We start from the raw sequence: 15,506 nt of genomic DNA on the forward strand, positions 1-15,506 counted from the left end.
CGCGCCGCCCACACCGATATGCAGCCATTTCACCCGCATCGCGCTCTCCTCGCCCAGGGCAAACCGCCCAGACATCCGACTCCGCGGCCGGCGGGAAGTGCCGCCGACGCCCATAAAAAAACGGCCCCGTTCGGGACCGTTCCTTGCTCGTTCGCCCAATCAGCGAATGATTTCCACCTTGTAGCGCGGCGGCAGCAACAGCGCCGGCACTTCCCGCTTCGCCTTGCGGCTGCGGCGGCCGTTCAAGGGCTTCTTCACGCCCTCGGAGGAGCCGGCCAGAACCGAAGCCTCCGGCTTGGGCGGCGCAGACGGGCGCTCCCGCTCGCGTTCGCGCTCGTTGGGGCGCGCCAGCCAGGAGGGACGGAAGCCGTCCACGATCTGCGGCGTCAGCGTCTGCTTGGTCAGCTTCTCGATGGAGTCGTGCTGGCGGGTTTCTTCCGGAGACATCAAAGAGATCGCCACGCCCTTGGCGCCGGCGCGGCCGGTGCGGCCAATCCGGTGCACATAGTCTTCCGGGGCGTTCGGCAGCTCGAAGTTGACCACATAGGGCAGCTCCGTCACATCCAGGCCGCGGGCGGCGACATCGGTGGCCACCAGCACGCGCAGCTTGCCTTCCTTGAACGAGGCCAGCGTTTCCAGACGCGCGCCCTGCGCCTTGTCGCCGTGAATGGCTTCGGCTTGCAGACCGTCGCGCTGCAACTCGCGCGCCAGACGATCGGCGCTGAGTTTGGTTTTACAGAACACGATGACCTGGCTCATGTCGCGGGACTTGATCAGATGCGTCAGCAGATGACGCTTCTTGAAGGCGTCCACCGAGTAAACGATCTGCTCGACCTGATCGTTGGTGGCGTTCTGACGCGCCACCTCTACCGTTTGCGGCGACTTCATGAAATCGGCGGCCAGCCGCTTGATCTCCGGCGCGAAAGTGGCGGAGAACAGCAGGGTCTGACGCTCTTTGGGCAGCATGCCCATGATCTTGCGGATGTCCTGAATGAAGCCCATGTCCAGCATGCGGTCGCCTTCGTCCAGCACCAGCACTTCCACCTTGTTCAATTGAACGGTTTTTTGCTGGATGTGGTCGAGCAGGCGGCCCGGCGTGGCGATCAGGATCTCAACGCCGCGGCGCAGTTCCTGAGTTTGCGGGTCCATATTGACCCCGCCGAACACCGTAGTGGCGCGCAGCGGCAGGTATTTGGTGTAGCTCTTGACGTTGACGCCGATCTGATCCGCCAACTCGCGGGTTGGCGACAACACCAAGGCGCGCAGCGGATGCATCGCCGGCGACACGCTGGTATTGGCGTATTTCTTCAGGCGCTCCAGAATGGGCAGCATGAAGGCCGCGGTCTTGCCGGTGCCGGTTTGAGCGGCGGCCAGCAAATCGCGGCTGGACAAGACCAGAGGAATCGCCTTTTCCTGAATCGGGGTGGGCTGGGAATAGCCCTGTTCTTCGATGGCGCGCAGAATCTCGGGAGACAACCCGAGTTCGGAAAACAGCATGGACAACACTCCTGCAAAACTCGCGGGGCCTGTTGCGCGCATGCGCCAACACGCCCCCGTATTCAAATGACACGAACGGACAAGGCAACGCCGCCCGGACGGCGGCGTTGGGTCGTCAGCCCATGTGGCTTGCGACGCTGAGCAGCAGGATTACGGCCAACCATAGCAAGGCGGAACGCCAGACCAGACCAACCGCGCTTTTCAGGTAGTTGGGGTCCGCTTCGTCGCCCAAGCCCAGTTCGGGCCGGAAGCGTATGGAGTAATCCTGTCTGAGCGGATCGCCCAATTTCACGCCGATCGCACCCGCGGCCGAAGCCAACAAAATGCCATTAGCGTAGTTCCCCCATGTTTTGGCCTGGGAGCGCCAGCAATACACCGCATCCTCGAAATCGCCCATGATGGCGAAGCTGGCGGCGGTCAAACGCACCGGAATCCAGTCCAGCCAAGCGGCGGCGCTGGCCGAGAAACGGCCGAACGGGTCCTCGTTCGCGTCGCGGTTGCCCCATTTCTGATTCAGCATAGAACAGAGGCGGTACAACAGCGCGCCGGCCGGACCCGGCAACAGCACGAACCAGAACATGGTGCCGAACACGTGGCGGTAACTGTCCACCACCCCCTGCTCGATCGCCAGCCGGGAAATTTCCTCAACCGACAACTCCGCGGTGCCCTGTCCGGTCCAGTTCGCCAAGGAGGCGCGCGCGTCCAGATCCCGCCCTTCGGCCAAGGCCTGGGAGATTTCGGAGAACGCGCTGGAGAAATGGCGGAAACCCATGGTCAGATACAAGACCAGGACATTCCACAACATCGCCAGAATCGGACTCAAGGCGTGCAGCGCGTAATAGATCAGCAAGCTGAGCAAGACCGCAGGCACGATCGCCAAGGACCACGCCAACACGCCATGACGGTTGGAGCCGGCATTCAGATTGCGTTCCAAATGATTGGCGTAGCGGGTGAACAGCAGCCAGACGCGATTGCGATTGCCCAAGGGCCGCAACTGCTCCAGTGCCAGAGCGATAATCAAGGAAATCAGGGTCATTGGTTCCGGATAGTGGTTTTCTCAGGCCCGGAGAGGAAGATACCATAAAGGCCAGGGCATTCCCACTGCTCCTTGAGAATAGACTCTAAAACCGTCGGACGGAAACGCCAAGAGCGCTGCAACGGCGCTCTTGCATGCCCCCTCGGGAGCGGCTTCAAACGCTCAGGCGGAGCCGAGAAAGCGTCGCCCGGCGGCCAGTTCCGGCAATTGGCCGGCCTTGTCGTAGCCCACGGTGGACGCGGCGGCGTCCTTCAAGGTGTTCAGCGCGCCCTCCACCAGCGACAAGCGCTGATCGATGAAGCTGCCGTTGAGCTGATTGATGCTCTGCGCCCGCTGGATCGCCTCTTCCAGCCCGGTCCAGGCCAGGCTGGCCTCCGGCTTGTCCGCCAGCCAGATGTAAACCGTCTCGCTGTCCTGCACGCCGATCCGCCGCATCAATTCGCCGCGCTGGGCGGCGCTGACGGCCAATAGGTCCAACACGCCGCTCTTGCTCTCGGCCAGGGCGTCCAGCTGAACGTCAAAGCCCTGCACCAGCACCTTCTGTTCCTGCTCCAGCAACGCGATCAGCCGGGTGACGAGAGCGCTCTCGGCCCGGCACAGCTGGCAGAATTCTTCAACAACGTTCATGCCTGACTCTCACCTGCGCGCGCTCAGCGCGCCAACAATTCCTTGGTGGAGGCGATCAAGCCGTCGGCGATCTTCTCCGGATTGACGTTGAAGGTGCCCGCGGCTATCGCCGACTTGATCGCGGCCACTTTGCCTGCGTCGAAGCCGGAATCGCCGCTGACCTTGCTTTCCACCGCGCTCAGACGGCTGGCCAAAGGGTTGATCGTCACGCTGTCGGATCCACTAGCGGCAGGGTTGGCGTTGGCGGCCGCGTCGCGCGGCGCCGCCTTGTTCTGGGTGCTGTAGCTTGCTGACAGCTTGCCCGAGTTATCTACTTTCATGGCATGGCCTTCCCAAAGGGAACCTGGATTACCTCTATTATCGGACGGAAAAACAATATCTTGAAGACTTTCGCCCAATTATCCGCCGCTGCGCGCCGAGACCTGCCGGCGAACCGTCTCTAATATATCACCATCACGCTGCCGTCCGCTTGAACTTGCCCGCGTATCACCCGCCCGGAAGCCATGCGCACCGACACTTGCTCGCCCTCGGCGGCATTGCCTATCGCCAAACCGTCGGCCGCCGCGGCGAAGCCCTCGCCCGAGGCCACCACTTTGACCCGCTGGTTGCTGTTCACCAGATAAGGCGCGCGCACCATGAAGCTGCGCAGCCAGGCGCCGGCCGGCGCGCCGGAGCGCATGGTCTTGCCTATCGCCTGCTGCAGATCGTCCAGCACATTGCGCGCCAGGCTGGGGTTGGCCACCTCGACCAGGCGCAGGTCGGCGGCGCTCAGCACCTCGCCGGCCGCCACCGCGCGGCTCAAAGCCACGCCCATTTTCTTTTCATTGATCCGCACCGGAATCCGCAGCGCCCACCCCAGTTCCGGGCAGGACACCGCGACAAAGGTGGAACCGGTAGTCACCCCCGGCGTCGCCCAATCCGCCTTGGGCTGCGCGCAGGCCGGCACCGCCAGCTTGCGGTCCAGCTGCCCCAGCGTCCAGGTGGCCGGCCGCATCGACAACTCGTGTTTGAGAAAATCGCCGGCCAAAGCCTCCAGCCGCCCCAGATCCTGCATGGCGGCCGACGCCGCCACGCTCCAGGCGCAGCACATCATCCACAGTAGTAAACGTCGCATTCCCGCATTCTAGCGCAAGCGGGCCCAGGGCTGCAGCCTGGGGCCGCTATTGACAATGCGATACATACATTCAAATAATCGTTCGAATAGAGCTTAGACTCTTAAATCTAAATTAAATAAAACCAAAGTTTTATCCGGAAGGGGACATTCCAAATGCGCAAGCGCCTGAACACGCTGGCCGTGGCCACTCTGCTGGCCCTGCCGGCCGCCGCCAACGCCTATAGCAATTTCTATTTTTTCGGGGACAGTCTGACCGACACCGGCGCCTTCGGCGGCCTGGGCGGCCTGCCGTCCAACGCCCGCTGGACCTTGGGCTACGGCACCGGCTGGGCCGAAGTCCTGGCCAAGCACTATGGCCAGAACGTATCGCCCAACAACAGCCTAAACAGCCACATCGCCAATACTGCGGGCAATAATTACGCTCAGGGCGATGCGCGCGCGCAGCCGGCCAGCCCGCCCAACACCAATCCGGACACCCCCAGCCAGACCCCTGCAGCCGATGCGATCGCGGTCACAGACCTGCCGGGCCAGATCAACGCTTATCTGGGCCAGAAAGGCCAAAAAGCCGACCCCAACGCGGCCTACGCCATCTGGATAGGCGGCAACGACGTCATTGCCGCCGGCAGCCAAAGCGATCCGACCGCCTATCTGGGCGCCTCCGCCGGCTACACCGTACAAGCCGTGGCCGCGCTCAAGGCCGCCGGGGCCAATACCATCATCTTGCCCAATCTGCCTGATATCTCGGCGGCTCCACTCTCTGTGCTCGCCGCCATTCAGACCGCTCTGCCCGGCGCCGGCAACGCCGGCAAAGTCGTCGCCGCCTGGGGCGCCGCATGGCAGATACTGAGCTCCGGTCAAACCAGCAATTCCCCCGCCCTGATCAATCAGGCGCTAAGCCAGGCGGAGACCGCCGCCGGTCTGAGCGCCGGCACGCTGAGCAGCGTTTACGCCGCGGTGCAGCCCAATCTTCAGAAAGGCGCCAGCGGCTACAACCAGTTGGTAGACATGGCGCTTAGCGCCGGCAATCTGCAACACGGGATAGTCAGGGCCAATATATCGGGTCTGTTCACGGAGCTTCTGGCCAATCCGCAAGCCTATGGCTTCAGCAATACCTCCGGCGCGGCCTGCCCTCAGTCCGCGCTGTACTGCCTGGCCGCCGTCATACCCGGGCAAAGCTATCTATTCACCGATGCCTTGCACCCCACTCCGGCCGCCTATCAGCTGATTGGCGACTATATATACGGCCTGCTGCAAGCGCCCTATTTCGCCGGCGCGCTGCCGGAGTCCGCGCTGAACAACGCCCGCCAGTTGGGCGGGACGCTGGATAGCCGCTACCAGGCCATCCGCGCGCAGAAGCGTGAAGTCGGCGCGGTCAGCGCCTTCGTCAGCGGCGCCTTCAACGACGACAAGGTCGGCTACGACGACGTATCCGCCAAGCCGCAAGGCCGGCTGTACACCGTGGGTCTGGACTTCCAGGCCAGTCCGGCGCTGAGCCTGGGACTGGCGATGTCCCGCCAGAACGGCAAGACCAACATCAACGGCATCGCCACGCCGGGCAGCGTAGACGACCGCAGCACCTTGATGAGCGCGCTGTTCAGCTATAAGCAGGAACGGTTCTGGCTGGACGGCGACGCCCACATCGGCGCCGGCGATATCGACACCCGTCGCCAGGTCTCGCTGGGCGCGGCCCGGATCACGCTGAACGGCAGCGCGCGCCAGAGCCAATACGGCCTGCGCGTAGCCGGCGGCTATCTGATGCCGCTGGGCACCTACCGCACCGGCCCCATCTCCGGCCTGGACTACGCCCACGTCAAGGTGAACGGCTTCACCGAGCAAGGAGGCAACAGCAGCAGCATGGCCTTCAACGCGCAAAACGGCACCTCCCTGGTGGCGCGCGTCGGCTGGCAGCTGGAAGCCGACATCGGCCGTTTCAGCCCCTACGCCAAACTCAGCTACGCGCACGAGTTCAAGCGCGACGACCGCGTGGTCACCGCCGGCCTGGCCACCACCCTGGGCGATTACAGCGTCAAGCTGGGCAAACCCAAGGCGGACTGGCTGGAATGGACCGCCGGCCTCAGCGCCCAATTGAGCAAGAGCGTGTCGATGTTCGGCCAGCTCAGCGCCGCCAGCGGCCGCAGCGGCAGCAATCAGACCGCCGGCAATGTCGGCGTGGCGCTGACGTTTTAAGAGCCTGTTCAATGTCTGTCGCGCGTCGGCGAGAGGGATGGAACGGGGCCTTGAACAGGCTCTAACGCCGCGGCGGACGCAAAAAAAAACGGCCCCTGGGGGCCGTTTTTTCGTCCGACGCGCGTCAGCTCAAACTGCGCTCGATAAAGGCTTTGACCTCGCCGGCGTCCGCCGGGAACACCGACACTTTTTGCGGCAAGTCCTCCAGGCCGTCGAAACCGGCCGGTCGCGGCGGATCGCGGTCCAGCGCTTCGCGTATGGTGGCGGCGAACTTGGCCGGCAAGGCGGTTTCCAGGCAAACCACGGTTTCGCCGGGGCGGCGCAGCTCGCGCGCCACCTTGACGCCGTCGGCGGTATGGGTGTCCACCACCACGCCGTCTTCGCGGTCCAGCTGGCGAATGGTGGCCAACCGGTCCGCATGCGCGCTCTTACCGGAAGCGAATCCGAACACCTCGGCCGCGGCGGCCGTTTGCGCGGCGGACAGCGTGAAGCCGGTGCCGGCGTCCACCTGGCGCCACAGCGCTTTCAGCGCCTCGGGGTCCCGTCCCAGCAGATCGAACACAAAGCGCTCGAAGTTGGACGCCTTGGAGATGTCCATCGACGGGCTGGAGGTGACATAGGTGTTGGCCGTGCCGCGCGGACGGTAGGCGCCGGAGCGGAAGAACTCGTCCAGCACGTCGTTCTCGTTGGTGGCCACCAGCAGGCGTTCTATCGGCAAGCCCATCTGCCGCGCGATGTGGCCGGCGCAGACATTGCCGAAGTTGCCGGACGGCACGCAGAAGCTGACCTTCTCCTCATTGCCGGCGGTGGCGTTGAAATAGCCCTTGAAGTAATACACCACCTGAGCCACCACTCGCGCCCAGTTGATGGAGTTGACGGTGCCGATCTTGTGACGCGCCTTGAAAGCATGGTCGTTCTGCACCGCCTTCACGATGTCCTGGCAGTCGTCGAACATGCCCTTGATCGCGATATTGTGGATGTTGGCGTCCTGCAGGCTGTACATTTGCGCGCGCTGGAACGGGCTCATCAACCCGTCCGGGCTCAGCATGAATACCTGGATGCCCGCCTTGCCGCGCATCGCGTACTCGGCGGCGCTGCCGGTGTCGCCCGAGGTGGCGCCCAGGATGTTCAGGCGCTCGCCCTTCCTGGCCAGCACGTATTCGAACAGATTGCCCAGCAGCTGCATCGCCATGTCCTTGAAGGCCAACGTCGGGCCGTTGGACAGTTCCAGGACGGCCAGGCCGTCGTGCAGCCGCTTGAGCGGCGTGATCGCCTCGCTGCCGAAAGCCGCGCGGGTATAGGTGCGCTCGACGATGGATTTGAGATCGTCTTCCGGGATGTCGGTGGCGAACAAGCGAATGATTTCAAAAGCCAATTCGGCGTAGGACAGGCCGCGCCAGGCGTCCAGCTGCTCGCGGCCGATCTGCGGATAGCTTTCCGGCAACACCAGGCCGCCGTCGGGCGCCAGGCCCATCAGCAGGATGTCGCTGAACGATTGCGGGGCCATGCCGCCGCGGGTGCTGATATAACGCATCAGGGGGTTTCCAGATATTGGGCGCAGGCGGCGGAGGCGTCCTTCATCCGCTGTTTGCCGCGCGGGTCGTCTTTCTTGATCTGGCCGGTCAGCACGCCCATCACCTCTTCCGAGGAGAAGCGGCCGGCCAGATGCTGGCTGGCGCATTGGCAGTATTTCTGCACTTGCTCCGAAGAGCGCTGGCCGACGCCGTCCGAGGCCGGCGTGCGCTTGACGCAGCCTCGCATCAAAAAGCCCTGCAACAGGCTGTGCTGACCGGGGGACAAGGGCGTCGCCCCGGCGCTCGCCAGGATCAGACCGGCGCCGAGGCCGGTCAGCCAGCGTTTAATCATTCAGCTCTTCCATGCGCAGGCGCACCACCTTGCCGGTAATGCTTTCCAGCGCCTCGATGCCGGTGATGGCGCGGTCTATCGCCTGTTCCTGAACGCGATGGGTCAGGATCACCACCTCGGCGGTGCCGTCGGACACCGAGCCTTTCTGGATCACCGCCTCGATCGAGATGCCGTTCTCCGCCAGCAAGCGGGTGATGTTGGCCAGCACGCCGGCGCGGTCGGCGGCGCCGATGCGCAGATAGTAGGAGCTGACCACGTCGGAGATCGGCAGGATGGGCAGGTTCTGCAGCTGGTCCGGCTGGAAAGCCAGATGCGGCACGCGGTGCTCCGGGTCCGCCGTCAGCAAGCGAGTCACGTCGACGATGTCGGCCACCACCGCGGAGGCGGTGGGCAGCGCGCCGGCGCCGGCGCCGTAGTACAAGGTCGGCCCCACCGCGTCGCCCTTGGCCAGCACCGCGTTCATCACGCCGTTGACGTTGGCGATCAGCTGGCGCGCCGGGATCAGCGTCGGGTGCACGCGCAACTCGACGCCGGCGGCGGTGCGCCGGGTCAGGCCCAGCAACTTGACGCGGTAGCCCAGCTCCTCGGCGTACTTGATGTCGCGCCCTTCCAGCTTGCTGATGCCTTCCAGGTAACAGCGGTCGAACTGCATCGGGATGCCGAAGGCCAGCGCCGCCATGATGGTGAGCTTGTGGCCGGCGTCATGGCCTTCGATGTCGAAAGTGGGATCGGCTTCGGCGTAACCCAGCTGCTGCGCCTCGGCCAGCACTTCGGCGAAGCTCGCGCCCTTGTCGCGCATCTCGGTCAGGATGAAGTTGGAGGTGCCGTTGATGATGCCGGCTATCCACTCGATGCGGTTGGCGGACAGGCCTTCGCGCAGCGCCTTGATGATGGGGATGCCGCCGGCCACCGCGGCCTCGAAGGCCACCATCACGCCCTGTTCTTGGGCGCGGGCGAAGATTTCGGTGCCGTGCAGCGCCAGCAGTTTCTTGTTGGCGGTGACCACGTGTTTGCCGTTGGCGATGGCCTTGAGCACCAGTTCCTTGGCCACGGTGTCGCCGCCTATCAGTTCCACCACGATGTCGACGTCGGGGTTATTCACCACCTGCATCGCGTCGGCCACCACGTCCACGTCCGGACCCAGCAGCGATTGCGCGCGCGCCTGATTGCGGTTGGCCGCCTGCAGCAGGCGGATTTGACGGCCGGCGCGGCGGCTGATTTCCTCGGCGTTGCGTTTGAGAACGGTGGCGGTGCCGCCACCGACAGTCCCCACGCCCAATAGGCCGATATTGATCGGTTTCATTCTTGCTCCCTGTCTCTAGTATTCTGTCCCTGCCCGCGGCGGCCAGGCGCAAGATCCTTGCGCGCGGCCCGCGCCGGCGGCCGGCCCTGATCAAGAGCCGCGCCGCCAGGCCGCTGCTGGCGCAGCGGGCGCGTGTCCCAAGTTTTCCTTGGCAGCGGACGGTATCCGCTGTCAAGGAAAGCCTGATGGCCAAACGGGGGCCGCAGCCCCCGTCCGCCGGCTCAAGCCACCATGATTTCAGGCTTCGCCGCCGTGGCGCTTGCGATAGTTTTCCAGGAAGCGCGCGATGCGGCCGATGGCCTCCACCAAATCGTCTGAGTTGGGAAGGAATACCACGCGGAAGTGATCGGGCGCAATCCAGTTAAACCCTGAACCCTGCACCAGCAGCACCTTTTCCTCCTGCAGCAGTTCCAGGATGAACTGCTGATCGTCGCCGACCGGGTAGATCTTGGGATCCAGCTTGGGGAACAGGTAGAGCGCGCCCTGCGGCTTGACGCAGCTGACGCCGGGAATGTCGGTCAGCAGTTTGTGCGCCAGGTCGCGCTGGCGCGCGAGGCGGCCGCCCGGCGCCACCAGATCGTCAATGCTCTGGTAGCCGCCCAAGGCGGTCTGGATCGCGAACTGCGCCGGCACGTTGGCGCACAAGCGCATCGAGGCCAGCATGTTCAGGCCTTCGATATAGTCCTTGGCGTGTTTCTTCTCGCCGGACAGAATCATCCAGCCGGCGCGGTAGCCGCATGCGCGGTAATTCTTGGACAGGCCGTTGAAGGTGACCACGAACAGATCCGGCGCCAAGGAAGCGATGGAGGTGTGCTTGACCTCGTCGTACAGCACTTTGTCGTAGATTTCGTCGGCGTAGATGATCAGCTGGTGCTGGCGCGCCACTTCCACGATCTGCTTGAGCAGCGCCGGCGGGTAGACCGCGCCGGTGGGATTGTTGGGGTTGATCACCACGATGGCGCGGGTGGCCGGCGTGATCTTGGCGCGGATGTCGTCGATGCTGGGGAACCAGCCCTGCTCTTCGTCGCACAGATAATGCACCGCCTTGCCGCCGGCCAGGCTGACGCCGGCGGTCCACAGCGGGTAATCCGGCGCCGGCACCAGCACTTCGTCGCCGTTGTCCAGCAGCGCCTGCATCGACATCACGATCAGCTCGGACACGCCGTTGCCGACGATGATGTCGTCCATGCCCACATTGGGCAGCTGCTTTTGCTGGGCGTAATGCATGATCGCCTTGCGCGCGGCGAACAGGCCCTTGGAATCGGAATAGCCGGAGGCGGACGGCAGGTTGACGATCACGTCCTCGATGATTTCGTCCGGCGCGAAGAAGCCGAACGGCGCCGGGTTGCCGATGTTCAGCTTGATGATGCGATGGCCTTCGTCTTCCATCTTCTTGGCGTGCTCAAGCACCGGACCGCGGATGTCGTAACAAACGTTGGCGAGTTTTTGCGATTTATGGACTGGCTGCATGACGACAATGGTTTCCGTGGCTTGCCGCCCGCCGGAGACGGCGGTCTTGCCCTGGCGGCGCGGTTTGTGTTCTTTCATCTGATCTCTTTGGATGTCCCCGCTGAAGCGATGACCACGTTGACGTTGTGGCGGCAATCAGCGGCGGGGTCGAGTTATAATCCTATCCCAATCTCTGATGCACTGCAGCAGGTATTCGCGCCCGGAAAGGGCCGTCCGCCGCAGCGCTCGCAATCGGGAATCCGCTCACATGAAAATGCAGCAATCGCTGGGGCAAGGCCGCAACTTGTTCACCGGCTATGGCGACGGCCATGTTCTAATCAACGCCCAGCGCCACGAGGGCAATCTGATCGTCACCGCGGACAGCGTGGCGCCCTGGCCGGTGGACGCTTTCGAGGATTTGCAGGAAAGCCATTTCAGCGCGCTGCTGGCGCTGCAGCCGGAAGTGGTGCTCTTCGGCACCGGCAAAAGCCTGCGCTTTTGCCATCCGCGCCTGTCCGCCGCGCTGGCCAACGCCGGCATAGGCGTGGAGACCATGGACACTCAGGCCGCCTGTCGCACCTTCAACATCCTGCTGGCGGAAGACCGCCGCGTCGTCGCCGCGTTGCTGGCGATCTGACTCAGACGGCGGCCGGCCGCGCCGCCTGCGGGCACATCCACACCAGCCAGGCCGCCAGCAAGGCCGGCGTCGCCGCCAGCATGAACAGGCTGGCCAGGCTCCAGTCCTGGCGCAGCAGCTCGCCGCCCAGCCACGGTCCCAACACCGAGCCCACCCGGCCCACGCCCAGACTCCAGCCCACCCCGGTGGCGCGCAAGGAGGTGGGATAGGCGTTGGCCGCCAGGGCGTTGATCGCCGGCTGGCCGCCCACCACGCAAAAACCGGCGGCGAACAATAAGCCGAACAAGCCGGCCTGCTGCGCCCCCCACTGCCCCAGCATGGCCACGGCGGCGGCGGCCAGCGCGAAACTGGGCAGCATCACCCGCAAGAAACCCAGTCTGTCTATCCAGACCCCCAACAGCAAGGTGCCTGCCACGCCGCCCAGTTGCAGCGCGGCGCCGGCGAGGATGGCGTTTTGCGTGTTCAGGCCGGCGTCCCGCGCCAAGGCAGGCATCCAGTTGGACAGGAAATAGAGCAAGAGCAGGTTCAGAAAGCTGAGCGCCCACAAGGTCAGCGTCAATCGCGCGCGGCCGGCCCGAAACAAATGCGGCAACGACGCCGCGGCGACGGGTTCGCGCAGCGCCAAGCTGGACGCCGCCGCCCCGCTCATCGCCGGGTCCAGACGACGCAGCCAGGCCAGCGCCTGTTCCCGCCTTTGCCGCGACAACAGAAACTGCAGCGACTCCGGCAATTGCCGCCACATCCACAGCGCCAGCAGCAGCGGCGCGACGCCGCCGGCCAGGAACACCGCGCGCCAGCCGTGCGCGGGCACCAGCCAGGCCGCCAACAAGCCGCCCAGCAGCGCGCCGACGGTAAAGCCGCAGGAAATCAGCATCATCATGCTGACTCTGCGCCGGCTCGGGCTGTACTCGCCGGCCAGCGCCATCGCGTTCGGCATGATGCCTCCCAAGCCCAGGCCGGTCAGGAAGCGCAGCCACAGCAGCTGCTCCAGCGTGGCGGCGAAGCCGGTGGCCAACATGCCCAGGCCGAACCACACGGTGCACAGCAGCAGCAAGGCGCGGCGGCCGAAGCGATCCGCCAGCGGGCTGAACAGCAAGGCGCCCAGCAGCAGACCCAGCAAGCCGGCGCTGAACACCGGCCCCAAGGCCGGCTTGGCCAAGCCCCAGTCCGCCAATAGCGCCGGCGCGACGTAGGCCATGGCCTGCACGTCGAATCCGTCCAGAATCATCAGCAAGCCGCAGATCAATAGCAGCCGGCGCTGAAACCCGCCCAGCGGCCGTTGATCCAGCCAGGCGTCTATCTCCAGGCGAGAAGCTTGCGTCATCCCCATCCCCATTTATGCAAATGGCAATAAAGATGTTCGCAAACCGCCGCCCGGTCAAGCCGCGCCAACGAAAAGCCCACCTCGAAGGTGGGCTTGGCATTGGATGGGAGCGGCTCAGTGCAGCTTCAAGGACGGCCGCGCGGCGCGGCGCAGCTTGTCGCCGACGTAGAGCAGAGTGGCCAGCACCCAGCCATGCACCGCCGCCTGATGCATGCGGTACAGCGAGCTGTAGATCAGTTTGGCGCCGAGGCCTTCCACATAGTAATCGCGCTTGGGGCCGACCACCGCCGCCAGGCTGCCCACCGCGCTGTGCTTGCCCAGCGACACCAGCATGCCCTGCGGTTTGAAGACGAAGGGCTTGCCCTGGCGACCGGCCACGCGCCGGCTCAATTCATCCGCCAGATAACGCGCCTGCTGGTGCGCCACCTGGGCGGTGGCCGGCAGATTGCGGCCGCTGTCGCCGTCCGGCGCCTCGGCGCAATCGCCCAAGGCGTAGACGCAGGCGGCGCCCTGGCAACGCAGCCACTTATCCACCTGTAGTTGATTGATGCGGTTGGTCTGCAAGCCGGCGAGGCCGGCCAGCCAGGTCGGCGCCTTGACGCCGGCGGCCCAGACGGTGATGTCGGCCGCCACCTTGTCGCCGCCCTGCAATTCCACGCCGTCGGCGCGCACCGCCGCCACCCGGCTGCCGGTCAGCACCTTGATGTTGCGCGCGGCCAATTGCTCCTGGGCGTAAGCGGACAAGGACGGCGGCGCGGCGGCGAGGATGCGGTCCGCGCCTTCGATCACGCTGATTTCCACGCGCTCCGGCTGCAGGCGCGCGCCGTAATGATGCAGTTCGCACAGGGTGTGGTTCAACTCCGCCGCCAGTTCCACCCCTGTGGCGCCGCCGCCGACGATGGCGATGCCCAGCTTGGACAGCGGTTGCTGGCCGCTGCTGCAGCGGAAGGCCAGTTCCAGCACCCGGTGACGCAGCTTCTCCGCGTCGTCCGGGGTGTTCAGGAACATCGCGTGCTCGCCGACGCCGGGCGTGCCGAAGTCGTTCGCTTCCGCGCCCACCGCCAGCACCAGCCAGTCGTAGGGCACCTCGCGCGGCGGGCTCAGCTGCTCCCCGCCGGCGTCGCGCACTTCGGCGAGCTGAATGCAGCGCCGCTCGGTGTCCAGCGACTGCATATAGCCGAATTCGAACTCGTAGCCGTTGCGATAGCCATGGGCGAAGTAATTGACCTCATCCTCGCCGGTGTTGAGCGCGCCGGTGGCCACCTCGTGCAGCAGCGGTTTCCAGATATGGGTGGGCGAACCGTCGACCAGCACGACGCGGGCCTTGTGTTGCGCGCCCAAGCTGCGTCCCAGACGAGTGGCCAGTTCCAGGCCGCCGGCGCCGCCGCCGACGACGACGATGCTGGGCAATGCGGAATTGCGACTTAACATGACAGATCCTTACAAGGTAGAAATCACTAAACAAGCGTTCTGGCGGCAGCACGCTTGTTTAGTGAGTTCTTGCTTCAGATCAAAACGGAAGTATGCACAGACTGGCAGGGCAAGCCAATCTTTCCGTGCCACAAAATGCCGAAGACATTGTAAAAAGCGGCCTCCGGGCAAGGCGCCGCCACGCTGTGGACGGTACAAGGGGGAAGATCAGGGCGAGGCGCGGCCGGCAAGAATGGCCGCGCAAGAGGAGAGGAACGGCGGCGCTGTCAGGCCGCGCGCTGACTGCCGACTTAGAATGGCGCTTTGGCGTCGAAGCTCATCTCTTCGCGAGTGATGGGGTGGCGCAGCGTCAGGCGATCCGCGTGCAGCAGCAGGCGATCGGCCTTGGCCAGCACCGCTTCCGGCGCGTAGATGTCGTCGCCCAGGATGGGGTGGCCCAGATGCAGCATATGCATGCGCAGCTGATGGGCGCGGCCGGTCAAGGGCTCCAGCTCCACCCGGCTGGTCTGGCGCAAACCGTCGCGCAGCACCACACGGAAATGGGTGATCGCCTGCTTGCCGTGTTCGAAATCCACCTTCTGACGCGGACGGTTCGGCCAATCTATGATCAGCGGCAGATCCACGGTGCCGCTGTTCTGTTCCACGATGCCGTCCACCACCGCCACATAGCGCTTGTCCACCTTGCGGTCCATGAAGGCGATGGACAGTTCTCGCTGCATGCTGGCGCCGCGTCCCATCACCACCAGGCCGGACGTCGCCATATCCAGCCGATGCACGGTCAGCGCGTCCGGATAGACCCGCTGCGCGCGGCTGATCAAGCAGTCCGCCTTGTCTTCGCCGCGCCCCGGCACCGACAGCAAACCGGAAGGCTTGTTCAGCACCAGCAAGGCCTCGTCGGCGTAAATCACGTCTAGGCCGGCGTCCGGCGGCGGATTGTAATGTTCCAGATTATGGCGAATGGTCATGAGAGCAATGGACAGGAAGGCGGAAAAAGTCGGCGATTATCTGCGCTAAACGCTGTTGCGACAAGCTGTT

At 64.7% G+C, this 15,506-nt stretch carries 14 protein-coding genes; 2 read left to right on the forward strand and 12 right to left on the reverse strand.

The window, feature by feature from the left end:
* Window positions 1-159: 159 nt before the first annotated feature.
* From JC616_RS19335 to flgA, 5 genes are all read right to left on the reverse strand, one after another.
* Window positions 160-1,497 carry a DEAD/DEAH box helicase gene (locus tag JC616_RS19335; RefSeq protein WP_227104872.1) on the reverse strand — a complete coding sequence of 446 codons (1,338 nt, stop codon included), beginning with the start codon at window positions 1,495-1,497 and terminating at the stop codon, window positions 160-162.
* Between the two features lie 115 nt (window positions 1,498-1,612).
* Window positions 1,613-2,533, reverse strand: coding sequence for a CobD/CbiB family protein (locus JC616_RS19340; RefSeq protein ID WP_107800507.1), 921 nt, complete (start codon window positions 2,531-2,533; stop codon window positions 1,613-1,615).
* Between the two features lie 162 nt (window positions 2,534-2,695).
* Entirely contained in the window at window positions 2,696-3,160 is a 465-nt protein-coding gene (locus JC616_RS19345) for a flagella synthesis protein FlgN (RefSeq protein ID WP_227104874.1), read from the reverse strand.
* Between the two features lie 23 nt (window positions 3,161-3,183).
* Window positions 3,184-3,480: a flagellar biosynthesis anti-sigma factor FlgM gene (gene flgM / locus JC616_RS19350; RefSeq protein WP_019100618.1), complete on the reverse strand. Its 297-nt coding sequence runs from the start codon at window positions 3,478-3,480 to the stop codon at window positions 3,184-3,186.
* Between the two features lie 119 nt (window positions 3,481-3,599).
* Window positions 3,600-4,274 (reverse strand): flagellar basal body P-ring formation chaperone FlgA, encoded by a 675-nt coding sequence (gene flgA, locus JC616_RS19355; RefSeq protein ID WP_227104876.1) that lies wholly within the window; start codon window positions 4,272-4,274, stop codon window positions 3,600-3,602.
* Window positions 4,275-4,427: 153 nt separating this feature from the next.
* Here flgA and JC616_RS24585 point away from each other — a divergent pair, with 153 nt between their 5' ends.
* Entirely contained in the window at window positions 4,428-6,461 is a 2,034-nt protein-coding gene (locus tag JC616_RS24585) for an autotransporter outer membrane beta-barrel domain-containing protein (protein WP_319792907.1), read from the forward strand.
* Between the two features lie 124 nt (window positions 6,462-6,585).
* On the opposite strand, the gene thrC is transcribed toward JC616_RS24585, so the two are convergent.
* From thrC to JC616_RS19380, 4 genes are all read right to left on the reverse strand, one after another.
* Complete coding sequence (gene thrC, locus JC616_RS19365; RefSeq protein ID WP_227104878.1) at window positions 6,586-7,995, reverse strand: threonine synthase; 1,410 nt, start codon at window positions 7,993-7,995, stop codon at window positions 6,586-6,588.
* Window positions 7,995-8,327: a hypothetical protein gene (locus JC616_RS19370; RefSeq protein WP_107800512.1), complete on the reverse strand. Its 333-nt coding sequence runs from the start codon at window positions 8,325-8,327 to the stop codon at window positions 7,995-7,997. The genes thrC and JC616_RS19370 overlap by 1 nt, the downstream gene beginning before the upstream one ends.
* Window positions 8,320-9,630 carry a homoserine dehydrogenase gene (locus tag JC616_RS19375; protein ID WP_107800513.1) on the reverse strand — a complete coding sequence of 437 codons (1,311 nt, stop codon included), beginning with the start codon at window positions 9,628-9,630 and terminating at the stop codon, window positions 8,320-8,322. Before JC616_RS19375 ends, JC616_RS19370 begins: the two co-directional genes overlap by 8 nt.
* A 237-nt stretch (window positions 9,631-9,867) precedes the next feature.
* Window positions 9,868-11,100: a pyridoxal phosphate-dependent aminotransferase gene (locus JC616_RS19380; protein ID WP_227108608.1), complete on the reverse strand. Its 1,233-nt coding sequence runs from the start codon at window positions 11,098-11,100 to the stop codon at window positions 9,868-9,870.
* Window positions 11,101-11,347: 247 nt separating this feature from the next.
* Here JC616_RS19380 and JC616_RS19385 point away from each other — a divergent pair, with 247 nt between their 5' ends.
* Entirely contained in the window at window positions 11,348-11,716 is a 369-nt protein-coding gene (locus tag JC616_RS19385; RefSeq protein WP_227104880.1) for an Mth938-like domain-containing protein, read from the forward strand.
* A gap of 1 nt (window position 11,717) precedes the next feature.
* Here the strand turns inward: JC616_RS19385 and JC616_RS19390 are convergent, their stop codons facing one another.
* From JC616_RS19390 to JC616_RS19400, 3 genes are all read right to left on the reverse strand, one after another.
* Complete coding sequence (locus JC616_RS19390; RefSeq protein ID WP_227104881.1) at window positions 11,718-13,040, reverse strand: MFS transporter; 1,323 nt, start codon at window positions 13,038-13,040, stop codon at window positions 11,718-11,720.
* 114 nt (window positions 13,041-13,154) lie between these two features.
* Window positions 13,155-14,471, reverse strand: coding sequence for an NAD(P)/FAD-dependent oxidoreductase (locus JC616_RS19395; RefSeq protein ID WP_107800516.1), 1,317 nt, complete (start codon window positions 14,469-14,471; stop codon window positions 13,155-13,157).
* 290 nt (window positions 14,472-14,761) lie between these two features.
* Window positions 14,762-15,436: a pseudouridine synthase gene (locus JC616_RS19400; RefSeq protein ID WP_107800517.1), complete on the reverse strand. Its 675-nt coding sequence runs from the start codon at window positions 15,434-15,436 to the stop codon at window positions 14,762-14,764.
* Window positions 15,437-15,506 lie beyond the last annotated feature (70 nt).

It is taken from the genome of Chromobacterium rhizoryzae (assembly GCF_020544465.1).
Taxonomy (GTDB): Bacteria; Pseudomonadota; Gammaproteobacteria; order Burkholderiales; family Chromobacteriaceae; genus Chromobacterium.